Annotated in this window: 15 protein-coding genes; 13 read left to right on the top strand and 2 right to left on the bottom strand. The window is 46.4% G+C overall.

Features of this window, described 5'->3' with window-relative positions:
- Positions 1–26 precede the first annotated feature (26 nt).
- The 9 genes from clpP (at position 27) to R2J37_RS11100 (ending at position 13,657) form a co-directional block, all read left to right on the top strand.
- Entirely contained in the window at positions 27–611 is a 585-nt protein-coding gene (clpP, locus tag R2J37_RS11140) for an ATP-dependent Clp endopeptidase proteolytic subunit ClpP (protein ID WP_230105615.1), read from the top strand.
- Between the two features lie 88 nt (positions 612–699).
- Positions 700–1,959 (top strand): ATP-dependent Clp protease ATP-binding subunit ClpX, encoded by a 1,260-nt coding sequence (gene clpX, locus R2J37_RS11135; protein WP_230105616.1) that lies wholly within the window; start codon positions 700–702, stop codon positions 1,957–1,959.
- Between the two features lie 94 nt (positions 1,960–2,053).
- Entirely contained in the window at positions 2,054–4,408 is a 2,355-nt protein-coding gene (lon, locus tag R2J37_RS11130) for an endopeptidase La (protein WP_316265034.1), read from the top strand.
- A 50-nt stretch (positions 4,409–4,458) separates the two neighbouring features.
- Positions 4,459–5,061, top strand: a complete 603-nt coding sequence (gene yihA / locus R2J37_RS11125) for a ribosome biogenesis GTP-binding protein YihA/YsxC (protein ID WP_230105618.1) — start codon at positions 4,459–4,461, stop codon at positions 5,059–5,061.
- 12 nt (positions 5,062–5,073) lie between these two features.
- Positions 5,074–6,222: a sporulation integral membrane protein YtvI gene (gene ytvI / locus R2J37_RS11120; protein ID WP_316265032.1), complete on the top strand. Its 1,149-nt coding sequence runs from the start codon at positions 5,074–5,076 to the stop codon at positions 6,220–6,222.
- Between the two features lie 6 nt (positions 6,223–6,228).
- Entirely contained in the window at positions 6,229–8,754 is a 2,526-nt protein-coding gene (locus R2J37_RS11115) for a ribonucleoside-diphosphate reductase subunit alpha (protein ID WP_316265030.1), read from the top strand.
- Between the two features lie 36 nt (positions 8,755–8,790).
- Entirely contained in the window at positions 8,791–9,852 is a 1,062-nt protein-coding gene (locus R2J37_RS11110; protein WP_230105621.1) for a ribonucleotide-diphosphate reductase subunit beta, read from the top strand.
- Positions 9,853–9,971: 119 nt separating this feature from the next.
- Positions 9,972–12,608 (top strand): heavy metal translocating P-type ATPase, encoded by a 2,637-nt coding sequence (locus R2J37_RS11105; protein WP_316265027.1) that lies wholly within the window; start codon positions 9,972–9,974, stop codon positions 12,606–12,608.
- A 35-nt stretch (positions 12,609–12,643) separates the two neighbouring features.
- Entirely contained in the window at positions 12,644–13,657 is a 1,014-nt protein-coding gene (locus tag R2J37_RS11100) for a P1 family peptidase (protein ID WP_316265026.1), read from the top strand.
- A gap of 26 nt (positions 13,658–13,683) precedes the next feature.
- Here the strand turns inward: R2J37_RS11100 and R2J37_RS11095 are convergent, their stop codons facing one another.
- The gene (locus tag R2J37_RS11095; RefSeq protein ID WP_230105624.1) at positions 13,684–14,229 is read right to left on the bottom strand and encodes a TetR/AcrR family transcriptional regulator; all 546 of its coding nucleotides are present in this window, start codon (positions 14,227–14,229) and stop codon (positions 13,684–13,686) included.
- 226 nt (positions 14,230–14,455) lie between these two features.
- On the opposite strand from R2J37_RS11095, the gene R2J37_RS11090 reads away from it, so the two are divergent.
- The 3 genes from R2J37_RS11090 to R2J37_RS11080 are packed head-to-tail and all read left to right on the top strand — an operon-like array spanning position 14,456 to position 17,414.
- Positions 14,456–14,881, top strand: a complete 426-nt coding sequence (locus R2J37_RS11090; protein ID WP_316265023.1) for a hypothetical protein — start codon at positions 14,456–14,458, stop codon at positions 14,879–14,881.
- Between the two features lie 11 nt (positions 14,882–14,892).
- Positions 14,893–16,719, top strand: coding sequence for an ATP-dependent zinc metalloprotease FtsH (ftsH, locus tag R2J37_RS11085; protein WP_316265021.1), 1,827 nt, complete (start codon positions 14,893–14,895; stop codon positions 16,717–16,719).
- Positions 16,720–16,721: 2 nt separating this feature from the next.
- A complete protein-coding gene (locus tag R2J37_RS11080) occupies positions 16,722–17,414 on the top strand; it encodes a site-2 protease family protein (RefSeq protein ID WP_256194976.1) in 693 nt (230 codons plus the stop codon).
- A gap of 36 nt (positions 17,415–17,450) precedes the next feature.
- Here R2J37_RS11080 and R2J37_RS11075 read toward each other — a convergent pair whose 3' ends face one another.
- Entirely contained in the window at positions 17,451–18,125 is a 675-nt protein-coding gene (locus tag R2J37_RS11075) for a Crp/Fnr family transcriptional regulator (RefSeq protein WP_230105628.1), read from the bottom strand.
- 196 nt (positions 18,126–18,321) lie between these two features.
- On the opposite strand from R2J37_RS11075, the gene R2J37_RS11070 reads away from it, so the two are divergent.
- Positions 18,322–18,927, top strand: a complete 606-nt coding sequence (locus R2J37_RS11070; RefSeq protein ID WP_230105629.1) for a nucleotidyl transferase family protein — start codon at positions 18,322–18,324, stop codon at positions 18,925–18,927.
- Positions 18,928–19,021 lie beyond the last annotated feature (94 nt).

Genomic DNA, 19,021 nt, shown 5'->3' with positions numbered 1-19,021 from the left:
GACAGTAAAAAATAGGAGGAATTTACATGAGCTTAGTACCTTATGTCATTGAACAGACCAGCCGTGGAGAGCGTTCCTACGACATTTATTCCAGATTGCTGAAAGACAGGATCATCTTCCTTGGGGAAGAGGTGACAGATGTATCTGCAAGTGTGATCGTTGCGCAGCTTATGTTTCTGGAAGCAGAGGATCCGGAGAAAGATATCCATTTGTATATCAACAGTCCGGGCGGTTCTGTTACAGCAGGAATGGCAATTTATGATACAATGCAGTACATCAAATGCGATGTGTGCACATATTGCATTGGTATGGCGGCAAGTATGGGTTCTTTTCTCCTTGCAGGAGGCGCAAAGGGAAAAAGATTTGCCCTGCCTCATGCGGAAATTATGATTCATCAGCCGTCTGGCGGAGCACAGGGCCAGGCGACAGAAATCCAGATTGCAGCGGAGCATATTTTAAAAACCCGTGAAAATCTGAATCAGATCCTGGCAGAGAATACAGGACAGCCGATTGAAGTCATCCGTGTGGACACAGAGAGGGATAATTTTATGTCCGCAGAGGAGGCAAAGGCATATGGGCTGGTAGATGAAATTATCGCAAGCCGTAAATAGAACAGGGGGATAGGCATGCCGGGGATATCTCCCCTGGTCTGCCTGTCCTTTGTTTGTCTTAGAAAGAAATAGTTGAAGAGGTGAAGAGATGGCAGGAAGAAACGACGATCAGATCAGATGTTCATTCTGCAATAAAACGCAGTCACAGGTCCGCAAGCTTATTGCCGGTCCGGGCGGCGTCTATATCTGTGATGAATGCATTGATGTATGTGCAGAGATCATGGAAGAAGAGTTTGAATATGAAAATACCAGAAATATCAACCCTTTTGATGATATCAATCTTCTGAAGCCGGAGGAGATCAAAGCTTTTCTTGACGAATATGTGATCGGACAGGAAGAGGCGAAAAAGGTGTTGTCTGTTGCAGTATATAATCATTATAAACGTATTATGGCAGAGAAGGATCCGTCCGTTGAGCTGAAGAAGAGCAATATTCTGATGCTGGGACCGACAGGATGCGGAAAGACGCTTCTGGCCCAGACACTTGCCAAAATTCTCAATGTTCCTTTTGCCATTGCAGACGCGACGGCGCTTACCGAGGCCGGATATGTGGGAGAAGATGTGGAAAACATTCTCCTTAAGATCATTCAGGCAGCAGACGGAGATATTGAGAGGGCGGAATACGGGATCATTTATATTGATGAGATCGATAAGATCACAAGAAAATCAGAAAATCCCTCCATTACCCGTGACGTTTCAGGCGAGGGAGTTCAGCAGGCACTTCTGAAGATCATAGAGGGGACGGTTGCAAGCGTGCCCCCACAGGGAGGCAGAAAGCATCCTCATCAGGAACTTTTACAGATTGATACAACAAATATCCTTTTCATATGCGGCGGGGCTTTTGAGGGCCTGGAGAAGATCGTGGAGAAAAGGATTGATCAGAAATCCATTGGATTTAATGCGGAGATTGCGGAAAAACACGAAGATGATATTGACCGCCTGCTGAAGCAGGTGCTTCCGCAGGATCTGGTAAAATTCGGGCTCATTCCTGAACTGGTGGGACGTGTTCCGGTAACAGTATCTCTGGAAATGCTGGACCGCAATGCGCTGATCCGCATTCTGACAGAGCCGAAGAGTGCGATTGTAAAACAGTACCAGAAAATGCTGGAACTGGATGGCGTGGAGCTTACCTTTGACAGGGATGCGCTGGAAGCAATTGCGGATATCTCGCTGAAGAGAAAGACCGGAGCGAGAGGACTCCGTGCAATTATGGAGAATATCATGATGGATACTATGTATCATGCCCCATCAGATGAGACGCTGAAAGCTTGCCGTATTACGAAAGCAGCCGTAGATGGAACAGGTACTCCTATCTGCGAACATGATCATTTACAAATAGAAAGTGCATAAACAAGGGGGCGGGCACAAGCTTGATTGTGCCCGCTTTTATGTCAGATAGGGCAATCCTGTACAGAATCGAAGAGAAAATCACGGAGGATGACAGATGAGTAAAGAAGTAAAGAGCCTGCCTATGGTGGCACTTCGGGGGATGACAGTTCTTCCGGAGATGGTGACACATTTTGATGTGAGTCGGGAACGTTCCATACAGGCTATAGAAGAGGCGATGCAGGAAGAGGGACAGAAAGTCTTTCTGACAGCGCAGAAAGATATTGAGGATGAGGAGCCGGGAATGGAAGATCTTCAGCAGATCGGAACCATTGCTTCCATCCGCCAGGTGATCAAGCTTCCCAGAAATCTTCTGCGTGTGTTGATTTCAGGGGAAAAACGGGCTGTGATCAATACCATTGAGTTCACCGATCCCTATATGAGAGCGAATGTAACAGTGATCGACAATGTCAATGAGACACCGGAGCTGTCGACGGACAGTGAGGCAAACAGTGCGAATCTGGAAGCCATGGCAAGAGGGCTGAAAGAAATTTACATGGAATATGTGATGCGTCTGCCCAAATATCCTAAAGACATGATAAAGCAGATACAGGAATACACAAAACTTTGTCAGGTAGTAGATCAGATTGCGGCAAACGTACCTCTGGAACAGAAGGATCTGCAGGAACTCTTAGAAGAGCCGGATCTTTTAAAACGCTATCAGATGCTGGCGTTCAAGCTGGTAAATGAGATGCAGATCATGGATATCAAGGAAGAGATACAGAAGAAGGTTAAAGAAAGAGTAGATCAGAACCAGAGAGAGTATATTTTAAGAGAGCAGCTGAAACAGATCAGAGAAGAGCTGGGAGAGGACAATACAATCTCAGATGCAGAAGAATTTGAAGCGGCTGCAGCAAAATTAAAGGCATCAAAGGAAGTAAAAGAAAAACTGCAAAAGGAGATCAACCGCTTTAAAAGCTCTATGAACAGCCCGGCAGAAAACGGCGTGATCCGCACTTATATTGAGACCATGCTGGAGATGCCCTGGGATAAAGCGGTGAAGGATCATAAGGATATTGCATATGCGAAGAAGGTGCTGGAAGAGGATCACTACGGACTGGAGCAGGTAAAGGAAAGAGTGCTGGAATTTCTGGCAGTCCGTGCTCTGACAAGAAAGGGAGAAAGTCCGATCCTTTGTCTGGTGGGACCTCCGGGAACTGGAAAGACTTCCATTGCCAAATCTCTGGCGCGTGCTCTTAAGAAGCCCTATGTCCGCATTTCTCTTGGGGGAGTGCGGGATGAAGCGGAAATCAGAGGACACCGGAAAACCTATGTAGGAGCCATGCCGGGAAGAATTGCGGCAGGTCTTCGAAGTGCGGGAGTAAAAAATCCCCTTATGCTTCTGGATGAAATCGACAAAGTGAGCAATGATTATAAAGGAGACACTTTCTCCGCTCTTCTGGAAGTGCTGGACGGAGAACAGAATTATCGTTTCCGGGATCATTATCTGGAAGTGCCTATTGATCTTTCTGAAGTTTTGTTTGTAACTACTGCCAATACGCTGCAGACCATACCCCGGCCCCTTCTTGACCGTATGGAAGTGATCGAGGTTTCAAGCTATACAGAAAATGAGAAGATGCACATTGCCATGGAGCATTTAATCCCAAAACAGTTGAAGAAGCATGGGCTGAAAAGCGAACAGCTCCATATCAGCAAAGGCGCTGTGTGGAAAATGGCAAGAAATTACACGAAGGAAGCAGGAGTAAGACAGCTGGAGCGAAAAATCGGAGATATCTGCAGAAAGGCGGCCAGGGAGATACTGGAAAACAAAAAGGATACAGTCCGTGTAACAGAGAGCAGCCTGCATAAATATCTGGGAAGAGAGAAATATACATACCAGAAGGCAAATCTTACGGATGAAGTAGGAATCGTCCGCGGTCTTGCATGGACCAGCGTAGGAGGCGATACGCTGCAGATTGAAGTTAACGTGATGCCGGGAAAAGGAGAGATGATCCTGACCGGGCAGCTGGGAGATGTAATGAAGGAATCCGCCCGGACAGGCATTACCTATATTCGTTCCATCGGCAGGGAATATGATATTGCGGAGGACTTTTTTGAAAAGCATGATCTGCATATTCATATTCCGGAAGGCGCAGTTCCAAAGGACGGCCCATCCGCCGGGATTACCATGGCGACTGCTATGCTTTCGGCTGTTACAGGGCAGAAGGTACGTGCAGACATTGCCATGACAGGAGAAATTACCCTTCGGGGAAGAGTACTTCCCATTGGAGGTCTGAAAGAGAAGCTTCTGGCGGCGAAGAGTGCAGGAATGAAGACAGTTCTTGTGCCAGAGGAAAATAAGGAGGATGTGGAAGAACTGTCTTTGGAGATTACAAAAGGGCTGGAGATTATACCGGTATCTCATATGGAGGAGGTACTTCGCAGAGCCTTTGACATAGACCAGAAAGAGTAGACGGGGTCTTCAGCTGCAAAAGCTTTATAAGGAAAGAAGAGGACAATAAAATGATCATAAAAAAAGTAGATTTGGAAACTGTATGCGGTATTACCAGTACTTTGCCGCAAAATACCAGGCCTGAGATTGCATTTGCCGGCAAGTCTAATGTCGGCAAGTCTTCTTTGATCAATGCACTCATGAACCGGAAGTCTTTTGCCCGTATTTCCGCTACGCCGGGAAAGACTCAGACCATCAATTTTTACAATATCAATGATGAGATATATCTTGTGGATCTGCCGGGATACGGATATGCGAAAGTGTCCCAGAAAGAAAAGGAAAACTGGGGAAAGATGATCGAAAAATATCTTCATACATCCAAACAGCTGCAGGCAGTATTCCTGCTGATCGATATCAGACATGAACCATCAGCAAATGACAAAATGATGTATGACTGGATTGTCAGCCAGGGATGTCATCCCATCATCATTGCCACCAAGATGGACAAGCTGAAGCGAAGTCAGGTAAGCAAGCATATCAAAATGGTAAGGCAGGGACTTGGACTTTTGCCGGAAACCAGGCTGATTCCCTTTTCTTCTGTTACCAAGCAGGGGAGAGAGGAAATATGGAATCTGGTAGAAAGAGAAATTCTGCAAAGTTCTGATGAGGAGTAGGAGGGTGCTGAAATGGAAATGAATGTCAGGGAAAGACTGAATGACCACCGCCCTTACTGGAAAGTAGTAGTAAGCCTTGCCTTCAGCCTTCTGGGAACGGTTTTGTTTGTTTATATTGGTATAAAGGCACTTCTCTATTTTATGCCATTTGTGATCGGATGGTTTCTTTCATTTATTGTAAGTCCTCTGGTTGTATGGCTGGAAAAGCGGTTGAAAATTGTAAAGCGGTTGGGATCAGCCCTTATTATTATTCTGGCGCTGGCAATCTGTGTCGGAGTGATCTATCTCATCTTCAGTCGCCTTTGGAGAGAGATTACAGTTTTAATCGAGGATTTCCCATCCATGTATCGGGATCTGGAAGCGGGATTCAGAGTAATCGGGGAGAAGACATCGCAGTTTTTTGAGATTCTTCCGGGCGGTGTACAGGAAGGGCTGCAGACCTTTGTACAGAATCTTGATGAAACAGCAGGAAATCTGGTTGGAGGGATCAGCCAGCCGACGGTGGAGGCCGCCGGTAATATTGCAAAGAGGATTCCGTCTATTTTGATATCCACTATTGTAACGATTATTTCAGCTTACTTTTTTATTGCAGATCGGGAGGGCGTTATCATCTGGGCAAAGCATATCTTTCCTTCTCCTATTGTAAAGCGCATGACAATGGTTATGGATAATCTGAAATATGCAGTTGGCGGATATTTTAAGGCACAGTTCAAGATTATGGCAGTTGTATTTGTCATTCTTCTTTGCGGTTTCGGTATTATGGGAATGCATTTTTCCATTCTTCTTGCCCTTGGTATAGCATTTCTTGATTTCCTGCCGTTTTTCGGCACCGGTACTGCGCTGATACCCTGGGCATTATATGAACTTTTGACCGGGGATTACAGGAGAGTGGTAGGACTTCTGATTCTGTATGCTGTTACACAGATCGTGCGGCAGCTGATTCAGCCAAAGCTTGTGGGAGACAGCATTGGTTTAAATCCGCTTTTTACCCTTGTACTTCTCTATGCAGGCTACAAAATGGGAGGACTTTTTGGAATGATCTTTGCAGTGCCTTTAGGTATGATCGTGGTGAACCTTTATCAGGCAGGAGCCTTTGATTATATATTGGATGATGTGAAAATTCTGGCAGAGGGCATCATAAGCCTTCGGGAAGGAGACTAGGATTATATGACAATTGAAAAGATTATCAAAAGATCCGGGCAGGAGGAGGTCTACTCCCCGGACAAGATCATGCAGGCAATGGAAAAGAGCTTTCTCTCCTGCGAGGATCCGGCTGCTCCGGGGGAGTTGGAAGAGCTGCTTGGCCTTGTAGAACGTAAAATGGAACAGGATAAGATCCGAAGTGTGGAGGAAATTCAGGACAAGGTAGAAGAAGCTCTGATGGAGAGAGGACATTTTAAAGAAGCCAGAGCTTATATCCTTTACCGTCAGAAACGGACAGAGCTTAGAAAAGTAAGGAATGAACTTGTCAGCCTGGTGGGGATGGAGCAGCTTTCAGAAGTGCTTGCCGGGATTCAGAAAACCTATCCTTCAGATGTTTATCCGCTTTCAGCGCTGGCAGGCAAATTTGCCGGTTTTATGAAAAGTCAGATGACAGCAGAGGAAAAACTCTCTGCTCTTGTGAAGGCAGCAACGGAACTGACAAGCCAGGAGGCGCCAAAGTGGGAAAACATTGCCGGGAATCTTCTTGCTTTTCAGTTTAACAGCCGTTTGAAAAAGGAGGAGGAAGACCGAAAACTTTGGAGCCTTTATGATAAGATCCGCTATCTTACAGCGGAAGGGCTGTATGGAGCGTTCATTCTGGAAAACTATTCGCGGGAGGAAATCTGTGAGGCAGAATCTTATATCCAGCCCCAAAGAGATCTTCTTTTTACATTCTCAGGGCTGGAACTTCTCATTAAGAGGTATGTGATCTGTACACATCAGCATGTACCGCTGGAAAGTGTGCAGGAGATGTTTCTTGGCATTGCCCTTCATCTTGCCATGAAGGAGAAAGCAGACAGGATGTCCTGGGTAAAACGGTTTTATGATATGCTCTCAAAACTGGAAGTGACGATGGCAACGCCGACTCTGTCCAATGCAAGGAAGCCTTTCCATCAGCTCAGTTCCTGTTTTATTGATACTGTGCCTGACAGTTTAAAGGGAATTTTCCGCTCTGTAGATAACTTTGCACAGGTCAGCAAATATGGCGGCGGAATGGGCCTGTATTTCGGGAAGGTTCGTGCGGCCGGAGGGTCGATCCGGGGATTTGAAGGCGCAGCGGGCGGTGTGATACGCTGGGTGAGGATTGTCAATGATACAGCAGTAGCGGTAGACCAGCTGGGAGTGAGAGCCGGGGCTGCCGCGGTCTATCTGGATGCATGGCACAGGGATCTGCCGGAATTTCTTCAGCTGCGTACCAATAACGGAGATGAACGGATGAAAGCCCATGATGTGTTCCCGGCAGTATGTTATCCGGATCTTTTCTGGAGAATGGTACGGGAAAATATGGATCAGGACTGGTATCTGATGTGCCCTCATGATATTTTCCTGATAAAAGGATATTGTCTGGAGGATTACTATGGTGAAGAGTGGGAGAAACGTTATTTGGACTGTGTCAATGATTCCCGCATTACCAAGCGTGCCATCAATCTGAAAGAACTGGTAAGGCTGATCATCAAATCTGTGGTGGAGACAGGCACGCCTTTTACGTTCAACAGAGATATTGTAAACCGGGCAAATCCGAATCCTCACAGAGGAATCATTTACTGCTCCAATCTGTGTACGGAAATTGCCCAGAATATGGCGCCTATTTCTACGGTAAGTACAGAGATTAAAACAAAAGAAGGGGATACGGTTGTTGTAAATGAGACAAAGGCAGGAGATTTTGTTGTCTGCAATCTGGCCTCCCTTTCCCTTGGCAATCTCCCGGTAGAGGATGATGACTATATGAGGGAGACCGTGCGGACAGTGGTGCGGGCTTTGGACAATGTTATCGATCTGAATTTCTATCCGCTTCCGTACGCCAAAATTACAAATCAGAATTACCGTTCCATCGGTCTTGGTGTCAGCGGTTATCATCATATGCTGGCGAAGAATCAGATCGGCTGGCAGAGCGAAGCACACCTTGCTTTTGTGGACACTCTGTTTGAAAAGATTAATTATGCTGCAATAGAGGCAAGTTCCGATTATGCAAAGGAAAAGGGAAGCTACCGCTATTTTGAAGGATCTGACTGGCAAAACGGAGACTATTTCCGGAAGAGAGGATATGACTCGGAAAAATGGAAGGCCCTGGAGAAAAAGGTAGGAGAACAGGGGATGAGGAACGCTTATCTTCTCGCTGTTGCGCCTACCAGCTCTACCTCTATTATTGCAGGAACAACAGCCGGTATTGATCCGGTTATGAACAAGTATTTCCTGGAAGAGAAAAAAGGAGCTATGCTTCCCAGGGTGGCGCCGGATCTTAGTATGGATACTTATTGGTATTACACCAATGCTCATCACATTAACCAGGAGTGGTCTGTGAGAGCCTGCGGCGTGCGTCAGCGGCATATCGATCAGGCACAGTCTATGAATTTTTATATTACCAACGACTATACCATGCGGCAGGTGCTGAACCTGTATCTGCTGGCATGGGAGAGCGGCGTAAAAACGGTATATTATGTGCGTTCCAAATCGCTGGAAGTAGAAGAATGCGAATCCTGCTCCTCTTAAGGGGCAGGATTGTTTGGCAAAAGAGGAGGAAGAAAAATGCAGGAATTTGATGTAACAAAACCGCTTCCCCATAAACCGTTGTTTAATCCAAATGGGGATACGGAAGTGTTAAAAAGGCGGATGATCGCCGGAAATACGACAAATCTCAATGATTATAATAATCTGAAATATCCGTGGGTATCAGACTGGTACCGTCAGGCAATGAACAATTTCTGGATTCCCGAGGAGATCAATTTATCTCAGGATCTGAAAGATTATCATAAGCTGCTTCCCCAGGAGAGAAAGGCCTATGATAAGATCCTTTCTTTTCTTGTGTTTCTGGATTCTATCCAGACAGCCAATCTTCCATGTGTAGGAGAGTATATTACGGCAAATGAGGTAAATCTGTGTCTGAATATTCAGACCTTCCAGGAATGCGTTCATTCACAGTCTTATTCCTATATGCTGGACAGTATCTGTTCACCGGATGAGAGGATGGATATTTTGTATCAGTGGAAAACCGATGAGCACCTTCTGGCAAGAAACACGTTTATCGGAAACTGTTATAATCTGTTTCAGGAAAAAAAGGATGCTGCGACGCTGCTTAAGGTTATGATGGCCAATTATGTTCTGGAGGGCGTGTATTTCTACTCCGGATTTATGTTCTTCTACAATCTTTCAAGAAACGGGAAAATGCCGGGATCTGCTCAGGAGATCCGCTACATCAACCGGGATGAGAATACACATCTGTGGCTGTTCCGCAGTATTATTCTGGAGCTTCGCAAGGAACATCCGGAGCTGTTTACAGATGAGATGGTAGATGAGCTGCGGGAGCTTCTGAAGGAAGGCGTGAGACAGGAAATCGCATGGGGACATTATGTTATCGGCGATGACATCCCCGGGCTGAACAGACAGATGGTGACAGATTATATACAGTATCTGGGAAATCTCAGGTGGACTTCTCTGGGATATGAGGTGTTGTATCCTGATCAGGAGAAAGAGCCGGAATCCATGAAATGGGTATCCCAGTATTCCAATGCCAATATGGTAAAGACAGACTTTTTTGAGGCAAGATCAACAGCTTATGCCAAATCAACAGCATTGGTAGATGATCTGTAAAATAAAGTGAGAATGGTTTTCAAAAAATACACAGAAGAAGTATTGCAAAATACGCTGGCAGGGTATATAATATAGAAGAAATACCACTAGGGGGTATGAAAGAAAGGAGACCCTGGCAGATGAAGAAAGAAAAATATAATGTTACCGGGATGACCTGCGCAGCTTGCCAGGCAAATGTAACCCGATGTGTACAGAAATTAGAAGGGGTGGAGGAGGTAGATGTCAGCCTCCTTGCCAATCAGATGACAGTTCGTTATGATGAGACGAAACTGGATAGAGAAACGATTCTGCAGTCCGTGCAGGGAATTGGCTACGGCGCCTCCCTGACAGGGGCAGATGCAAAAGACCGGTCCGGAGGATTCCGGAGTGAATGGGAGAGCCGGCAAAGCCGGGCTGAGGAGGAACGACGGAGTATGAAAGTACGTCTGACCGCTTCGGTTATTCTGCTGATTCCGCTGATGTATGTAGCCATGGGAGCGATGATGGGACTTCCGGTACCTGGAATATTGACAGGTATGGAAAATGCGATGATCTCAGCTCTGACACAGCTTATTCTCACGATTCCGATTCTTGTACTGAACCGAAAATTTTACAAAGTAGGGCTGAAAGCACTGGTAAAGCGCGCTCCCAATATGGACTCGCTGGTAGCCATCGGATCGGGAGCCTCTCTGGTTTACGGACTGTTTGCCATGTACCGCATGGCGTATGGATTCGGTCATCAGGACATGGCACTGGTGCACGAGTACGCACATGCCCTTTACTTTGAATCTTCAGCGATGATACTGACCCTTGTGACAGTGGGAAAATATCTGGAAGCCCGCTCGAAATCCAAGACTTCGGATGCTCTTGGAAAGCTGGTGGATCTGGCGCCGAAAAATGCAGTGGTCCTCCGGGACGGCAAAGAGATGACAATTCCGGCAGAGCAGGTAGCGGCAGGTGACACAGTAGTGATACGCCCCGGAGAGAGCATACCGGTAGATGGTATTGTGACAGAGGGGTATGGCTATGTGGATCAGGCGGCGATTACAGGCGAGAGTATACCGGTGGAGAAACAGCCCGGCGATACAGTGATTTCCGCCACCATAAATAAAAACGGAACCTTCCGGTTCCAGGCTTCTAAAGTAGGGGAGGATACTACTCTTTCCCAGATTATCCGTCTGGTGGATGAAGCGGGAAATTCCAAAGCCCCGATTGCAAGAATGGCTGATAAGGTCAGCGGCATTTTTGTTCCTGTGGTGATCGGAATTGCTGTTTTGACAGCTGTGGTATGGATCCTGGCTGGCCAGACCTTTGAATTTGCTCTTTCCAATGCCATAGCAGTTCTGGTGATTTCCTGCCCCTGTGCCCTTGGACTGGCAACGCCCGTGGCGATCATGGTAGGAACCGGAAAAGCGGCGGAGTACGGTATTTTAGTGAAATCAGCAGAAAGTCTGGAAAATCTTCACTCCATTGATACGGTCATTTTGGATAAGACGGGAACGATCACTTCCGGGCATCCCCAGGTGACAGACATTGAACTCTTAGATGAGAGTATGGAAGTACAGGAATTTCTTGCCCAGGCAGCAGCGGTGGAAGCAGGGAGCGAACATCCTCTTGCACAGGCAGTTGTGGAGAAGGCAAAAAGAGATGGGTTGGACATTCCGGAAGTTAAGAATTTTGAAGCAACAGCCGGCCGGGGAGTTCGTGCAGAGGTAAAGGGACAAAGTTATATAGCCGGGAATCTGGCGTTTATGAAGGAAGAACAGACGCTGGGAGAAGGAGTGGACGCCAAAGAAGTGCAAAACAAGATGGAGAAATTTGCATCTCAGGGAAAGACACCTCTTCTTTTCGCAAGAGAAGGACGTGCTGCCGGTATTATTGCCGTGGCAGATACCGTCCGGGATTCCAGCCGTGAGGCAATCCGGAAATTCCGGGAAATGGGCCTTCATGTTGTCATGCTGACCGGAGACAACAAGGTGACTGCTGAAGCGATCCGCCAGGAGCTGGATATTGAAGAAGCTGTGTCTGATGTGCTTCCGACGGAAAAGGAGGCGTGTGTCCGCTCTTATCAGGAGAGAGGGCATAAGGTTGCCATGGTGGGAGACGGAATCAATGATGCGCCGGCTCTGACACGGGCAGACATCGGTATTGCCATTGGGGCAGGTACGGATATTGCCATTGAATCAGCTGATGTGGTATTGATGAAGGATTCTCTTCAGGATGTGGTGACTGCGATTGAACTTAGCAAGTCGGTGATCCGCAATATACACATGAATCTTTTCTGGGCATTTTTCTATAATATTCTGGGGATCCCCGTGGCGGCCGGAGCACTGTTCCCGGCTTTCGGACTTCGCCTAAGTCCGATGATCGGTTCGGCAGCCATGAGCCTAAGCTCTGTGTGCGTTGTTACCAATGCCTTAAGGCTCCGGCTTTTTGGGCCCAGCCGCAGTGAAAATGAAAGAGAAAGCAAGATTCAGGAGGCAGCCGGCGCAGATATGCAGGCCGCTGACGTGGATATGCAGAATAAAAACCAAGATGAAAATGAGAAAGGAAGTATGGTCATGAAAAAGAAACTGATTGTAGAAGGTATGATGTGTGCACACTGTAAAATGCATGTGGAAAAAGCACTTGCAGCAGTAGAAGGCGTAAAAAGCGCCCAGGTCGATCTTGACAAAAAGCAGGCTGAAGTAGAGCTGTCGGCAGATGTGGCTGATCAGGTTCTGATGGACGCGGTGAAAGAAGCCGGCTATGAACCGGTAAGCTGCACGGCAGAGTAAGAGAAGGCCCCAGAGCAGAAAGGAATGACCGTATAATGAAAGAAGAATCATTTAAGACAAAGGAGATTTCCCTTGCAGAGTTTGAGGGAATACGGATCGGACATGCTTCCGACGAGGAGGCAGCGACAGGCTGTACTGTTCTGATTGCCGAAGAAGGAATGGCAGCGGCTGTAGATATAAGAGGAGGAGGACCGGCGTCCAGAGAGAGCGCTCTTCTGGAGCCGCTGGCTTCCACAGAGATGATCCATGCCATCGTACTGAGTGGAGGAAGCGCCTTTGGCCTGGAAGCCGGATGCGGCGCAGCGAAATTTCTGGAAGAAAAAGGAGTCGGATTTGAGACCGGGTACGCCAAGGTTCCCCTGATCTGCCAGTCCTGTATTTATGATCTGGGGATCGGGCGTGCCGATGTGCGTCCGGATCTTCAGATGGGATATCTGGCCTGCCAGGATGCTTACGAAAGGGATCAAAGGACTGCAATGGGAAATGTAGGTGCAGGAACAGGAGCTACTGTCGGAAAGGCTATGGGAGCAGAGCGGATGATGAAATCAGGTCTTGGAAGCTACGCTGTGCAGGCAGGAGAATTGAAAGTAGGAGCTCTTGTTGTGGTAAATGCTCTGGGAGACATCTATGACAGTAAGACTCATGAGAAGATAGCAGGCATGCGGAATGGAAAAGGAGACGGATTCGAAGATGGCGAGCAGGCATTGCTGTCCGGCATTGCGCAGCAGGAAGGGGACAATCTCTTTACCGCAAACACCACCATTGGAATCGTCATCTGTAATGCAGATCTGAATAAAATGCAGTTAAAGCGAGTGGCATCTGCTTCCCATAACGGATATGCCAGAACGATCCGCCCTGTGCATACATCTGCTGACGGCGACAGCATTTATGCGGCAGCAGTTGGAAGCAGCCGGATAAATGCCAATGTAGATATGGTAAGTCTCCTTGCGGTCCATGCAATGGAAAATGCGGTAAATAGAGCGGTCCTTTCGGCAAAGAGCCTGCACGGAGTACCGGCTGCGGAAGATATTTTACAAAGGATAAAATAATCGGAAAAGTATAGAGCCGGAACATTTTATTTCTCGGTAGGGAAGAGTATGATCTGTCCGGCCAGAAGACGGTACATCTGATCTGCAAGAACCGTTCTGTCCAAGGTGTTCCGGCTGATATTTTCCATTAAAAGCCCGGCAATGCCGTAAGTATAGAAATCCAAAGCTACTTTCAAATCATGATAATTGATGGGGATTTCAGAGGCTTTGTTTTGATACATTTCTTCCATGTAACTGCGGAAAGTGTGAAAAAGTAAGTTTTCCATGCTGTCCCTTTGACGGGAGTCTAAGAGGCGCTGGATAAAAGTATGATTTTCGATGGAAAAGTCTACAAACAGATAGAGAGCATCCTGGACAGAGGGTGCAGACAGACAGCATTCCATAAGACGATCAGCTGAACTTTGGAGTATATATTCGATAACATCAAGGATATCGCGAAAATGATAGTAAAAGGCCTGACGGGAAATACCGCATTTCTCTACCAGGTCTTTAATTGTGATTTTGTCTATGCCTTTTTTGCCAGTCATTTCGAGAAAGGTATGGGCAATTTTTTCTTTCAAATTTTCAGTCAAGTATACTTCCTCCTGTTGTAAAAGCACTGAAAGACAACAGCTGCTTTTATATCTGTGTTATTTTCCCGCCCTCCATCAATATGAAAAATCATAACATAGAAAAAAAGAGCTGTCCAGATATCTTCTTTACAGATGCAGCAGTCTGTCTAGTCATTTGAAAAAGATTGATAATGGAAGAAGAAAAAAGAAGGTGATAAAGTAAATAATAGAAACGGAGGGATGAAGCATGAAGATCGGTCAGGGCATTTTTGCGGCAAAGCTTTATGAACTGGAATGTCAGTATGAGCAGTTTCAGGGAAGAATGAAAGTTTGCCAGAATGAGGATCATCGAAGAATCCTGGAGGAAATGCGCCAGATGCGGAACGAGTGTGATAAGCAAGGGTATATACTGGAACAGAGGATGGAAGGATGCCGTTCCCGGGCGGTATATAAGCTGGCTGAAGCACAGCTGGAATATATGAACCGCACAAAAGAGCTTATTGACAGTATAGCAGACGACATAGGAGGGGACGGGACTACAGTAGAAAAAGAAGCAGAGGCAAAGACGCTGTATGCGGAATATAGTATTGATTTTGCCGTACAGGCAATGAATCACGCTCTCTTAGCAGCGCTGACAGCCATTGACGCACAGATGAAATGCGAAGAACAGTAGGAGGGAAAAATATGCAGCAGGTAAAATCACCGAAGAAACCACTGATTTATTACTATACGATTGTTATTATTGTACTGCTTCTCTTTAATCTGTTGGCAATGCCATGGATTTCAGAAAGACAGATCAAAGAAGTAGACTATGGTACATTTATATCTATGACAGAAGAAGGAAAGATAGGAAAGGTAGAGATCCAGCAGCAGGAAAATACTATTTTGTTTACAGACGAGGACGAGACAGCAGTCTATAAGACCGCTATGGTAGAGGACGACCAGCTGACTCAGAGACTGTATGATGCGGGAATTTCGTTTTATGGGGAAGAAATCCGCCAGACCTCTCCGGTTTTAAGTGCGCTGCTTTCCTGGATCATTCCTCTGGTAATCTTTATTCTGATCGGACAGTATATGTCCCGTAAACTTACTAAAAAGGCAGGGGGAGCTAATTCCATGATGTTTGGCATGGGAAAAAGTAATGCCAAAATTTATGTGAATTCTACGGAAGGGATCAAATTTACAGATGTGGCAGGGGAGGATGAAGCGAAAGAAAATCTGACGGAGATTGTGGAATATCTGCACAATCCCGGGAAATATAAAGAAATTGGGGCTTCCATGCCGAAAGGGATCCTTCTTGTAGGCCCTCCGGGAACAGGAAAAACCATGCTTGCCAAGGCAGTTGCAGGGGAGGCCAGTGTTCCCTTCTTTTCTATTTCAGGATCCGAATTTGTGGAAATGTTTGTGGGGATGGGGGCATCAAAGGTGAGAGATCTGTTCAGTCAGGCAAAGGAAAAAGCTCCCTGTATTGTATTCATTGATGAGATTGACGCCATCGGTAAAAAGAGGGATGGACAGATCGGAGGAAACGACGAGAGAGAGCAGACATTGAATCAGCTGCTGACAGAGATGGACGGATTTGAGGAAAATACCGGCGTTATCATACTGGCTGCCACAAACCGACCGGAATCTCTGGATCCGGCACTTTTAAGACCGGGCCGGTTTGACAGAAGAGTACCTGTTGAACTTCCGGACCTGAAAGGGCGGGAGGACATTTTAAGAGTACATGCCAAGAAGATAAAAGTTGCCGGAGATGTAGATTTTAATAAAATTGCGCGTATGGCTTCGGGAGCTTCAGGGGCGGAACTGGCAAATATTGTCAATGAGGCGGCGCTTCGGGCCGTGAGAGAGGGAAGAAAGTTTGCAACACAGAGTGATCTGGAAGAAAGTATTGAGGTTGTCATTGCCGGATACCAGAAGAAAAATGCGATTCTGACAGACAAAGAGAAATTGATCGTATCTTACCACGAAGTAGGCCATGCCCTCGTTGCAGCAATGCAGACACAGTCTGCTCCGGTTCAGAAGATTACGATCGTGCCCCGTACATCCGGCGCCCTCGGATATACTATGCAGGTAGATGAGGGAAATCATTATCTGATGAGCAAGGAAGAAATTGAAAATAAGATCGCAACTCTGACAGCAGGAAGGGCGGCAGAAGAAATAGTATTTCATTCTATTACAACAGGAGCATCCAATGATATTGAGCAGGCGACAAAGCTTGCGAGAGCCATGATCACAAGATACGGAATGAATGAGGAGTTCGGAATGGTGGCCATGGAAACCCGGACGAACCAGTATCTTGGAGGTGATACTTCACTTGCATGTTCCCCGGAAACTCAGACACAAATTGACAAAAAGGTAGTAGATGTGGTAAAAGAACAATATGAAAAAGCTGCGAATATCATTCGGGAAAACAAAAAGAAGCTGGATGAGATCGCACAGTATCTCTATGAGAGGGAGACCATAACCGGGGAAGAATTTATGAAGATTTTGCTCAAAAAGGATGAATAGAAATGGTATTTCAATATTATTTAGAGCAGTTGAGAGCTCTGCTCTACACCGTTCCGGTAATTTTAATTGCCATAACATTTCACGAATATGCACATGGGTGGGTGTCTGAAAAACTGGGAGATCCCACTCCAAGGCTTGAAGGGAGAATGTCCCTGAATCCGCTGAAGCACCTGGATCTGGCGGGAACGCTTTGCCTCATCTTCTTCCATGTGGGATGGGCAAAACCGGTAAGGATCAATACCAGATACTATAAAGACAGAAGGAAAGGAATCATACTGGTGTCCCTTGCGGGACCCGTTATGAACTTTATTATAGCCTTTCTGTCTCTCGTGCTGTGCATGCTCTTTGCGGTATACGGAGGAGAGGACTCGGCGTTTGCGCAGACAGGTTTTTTGCTCTGTTACTATTCTGTGCAGATGAATATCGGTCTTGGCGTGTTCAATCTGATCCCGTTTCCGCCGCTGGACGGCTCCAATGTACTGGAACAGATTTACCCAAAAGTGGCATATTTTTACGCGAGAATACGCCCCTACCGGACTTTGATCCTGGTAGTCCTTCTGATGAGCGGAGCCTTAAGTTATCCCATGAACTCCGTGGGAAACTGGCTTTTCCGTCTTATGTGGACGATCGTCAGCGCGTTGATGGGAATTGACTCCGGAGGAGCTGTAGTTCCTTCTGGCGGAACATATGTGTAATCGTACAAAAGCCTTTTTCTTTATTTGAACAGAAAATCAGCAAAGTCGCCGCAGGGCGGCTTTGTTTGTGAGTTTTACCATGCCCCGGGACAGTTCGACATACCCTTCTGAAGAGAAATATTTCAGCATACGGGTGACTACCTCTCTTGCGCTTCCCATCAGCCGGGCGATCTCTTCGTGGGTCATATGGAGTTCATCGGATTTTAATGAAGCAGATTCATCCAGTAGGAAGATGGCGAGGCGCCGGTCAAAGCTCATAAACAGAATCTGCTGCATTGCCCACATGACATCAGAGAATCGTTCTGTAATTGCACGGTATGCAAAGGCCTCCACATAGATGTTGTCGTGCATCAGAAGTGCAATGGCTGAAGAACTGATCTGAAGGAGTTCACAGTCTGTCACAGCGTCAATGTATACGTCAAATGTGATGGATTGAAGGACACAGGAAGCAGAAAGGACACAGAGTTCCCCTTCCTGGATACGGTACAGCGTAATCTCTCTGCCATCCTCCGATAGAATATATACGCGGAGCGAACCGGATTTTACAAGGAGAAGCCCGAGGCATTTGTACTCGGCGCTGTGAATGGATTCTCCTTTTTTGTAGAAAGAAAAGGCTGCATTTTGCAGCACGATATTTTTTTCGGAAGAAGTCAGTTTATCCCAAAAGGGAAGAGAAGTTTCAATATAAGTCTGCTGCTCACTTTGAAGCATAAAGAGACCTCCTTTTTATCTTGAATGGAATCACCCTTTACTGGCGTTATATATTATTTTAATATAGGAAAAGGAACCTGGCAACCGTAATCGGGTGAGATTTCCGGCTGTATTTGTAAGGGAGAGTGTGTCTGGTTGCATTTCATTGCCAGGCAGAGTATACTGGGAAGAAGAAAACAGGAGGAGAGAATCAGCTATGGTAGAAAAAGGGGTTGTAAATGCAAGATTTCAGGTTCTGCACCTGAAACATATGGAATATCTGCTGGCAGCAAAAATGCGGTGCCAAAAGCTATATATTGGGATTACTAATCCGGACCCGTCCTATGTGCGGGAATCGGTCAACGATGAAAACCGCTCCACAAGAGGCGCAAATCCGCTGACCTATCTGGAACGGTATGAGATGATACGCCTGGCGATGGAAGAATTTGGAGTGCCGGCATCAGAGTATGAGATTATGCCGTTTCCCATTAACCGCCCGGAGTATATTACACAGTACGTCCCAGAGGATGGCGTGTACTATCTGGGAATCTGCGATGGCTGGGAAGAAGAAAAGCTGAAAATCTTAAACAGCCTGGGGCTGAAAACAGAAGTACTCTGGAGGCGGACAAAGGAAGAAGCCGGAGTGACCGGCACATGGGTGAGAAGCTGTATTGCCACCGGAGAGGAGTGGGAGCATCTGGTTCCCAAGAGCGTATATCAGTACATTGTGGAGCGGGGGCTGGAAGAGAGAATCCGGCATCTTCACCTGGTACAGGGAGAACCGGATGCGAAAAGCAAAATAGCAGAAGAAGATATAGATTGATAAAAAAATAACATGGCACGTAACATTTTTTAAAAGTGTTACGTGCCAAATTGCATTTTTTGATTAGATATTTAATAAATTTTTTGTGAAAAGT

This window comes from Claveliimonas bilis, from assembly GCF_030296775.1.
Classification (GTDB): Bacteria; Bacillota; Clostridia; order Lachnospirales; family Lachnospiraceae; genus Claveliimonas; species Claveliimonas bilis.
This window is presented reverse-complemented; position numbering and strand designations above follow the sequence as displayed.

What these genes read in the sequence shown, in the direction of transcription:
- clpP (WP_230105615.1), top strand. Translation starts at nt 27, where the DNA reads ATGAGCTTAGTACCTTATGTCATTGAACAGACCAGCCGTGGAGAGCGT.
- clpX (WP_230105616.1), top strand. Translation starts at nt 700, where the DNA reads ATGGCAGGAAGAAACGACGATCAGATCAGATGTTCATTCTGCAATAAA.
- lon (WP_316265034.1), top strand. Translation starts at nt 2,054, where the DNA reads ATGAGTAAAGAAGTAAAGAGCCTGCCTATGGTGGCACTTCGGGGGATG.
- yihA (WP_230105618.1), top strand. Translation starts at nt 4,459, where the DNA reads ATGATCATAAAAAAAGTAGATTTGGAAACTGTATGCGGTATTACCAGT.
- ytvI (WP_316265032.1), top strand. Translation starts at nt 5,074, where the DNA reads ATGGAAATGAATGTCAGGGAAAGACTGAATGACCACCGCCCTTACTGG.
- R2J37_RS11115 (WP_316265030.1), top strand. Translation starts at nt 6,229, where the DNA reads ATGACAATTGAAAAGATTATCAAAAGATCCGGGCAGGAGGAGGTCTAC.
- R2J37_RS11110 (WP_230105621.1), top strand. Translation starts at nt 8,791, where the DNA reads ATGCAGGAATTTGATGTAACAAAACCGCTTCCCCATAAACCGTTGTTT.
- R2J37_RS11105 (WP_316265027.1), top strand. Translation starts at nt 9,972, where the DNA reads ATGAAGAAAGAAAAATATAATGTTACCGGGATGACCTGCGCAGCTTGC.
- R2J37_RS11100 (WP_316265026.1), top strand. Translation starts at nt 12,644, where the DNA reads ATGAAAGAAGAATCATTTAAGACAAAGGAGATTTCCCTTGCAGAGTTT.
- R2J37_RS11090 (WP_316265023.1), top strand. Translation starts at nt 14,456, where the DNA reads ATGAAGATCGGTCAGGGCATTTTTGCGGCAAAGCTTTATGAACTGGAA.
- ftsH (WP_316265021.1), top strand. Translation starts at nt 14,893, where the DNA reads ATGCAGCAGGTAAAATCACCGAAGAAACCACTGATTTATTACTATACG.
- R2J37_RS11080 (WP_256194976.1), top strand. Translation starts at nt 16,722, where the DNA reads ATGGTATTTCAATATTATTTAGAGCAGTTGAGAGCTCTGCTCTACACC.
- R2J37_RS11075 (WP_230105628.1), bottom strand. Translation starts at nt 18,125, where the DNA reads ATGCTTCAAAGTGAGCAGCAGACTTATATTGAAACTTCTCTTCCCTTT.
- R2J37_RS11070 (WP_230105629.1), top strand. Translation starts at nt 18,322, where the DNA reads ATGGTAGAAAAAGGGGTTGTAAATGCAAGATTTCAGGTTCTGCACCTG.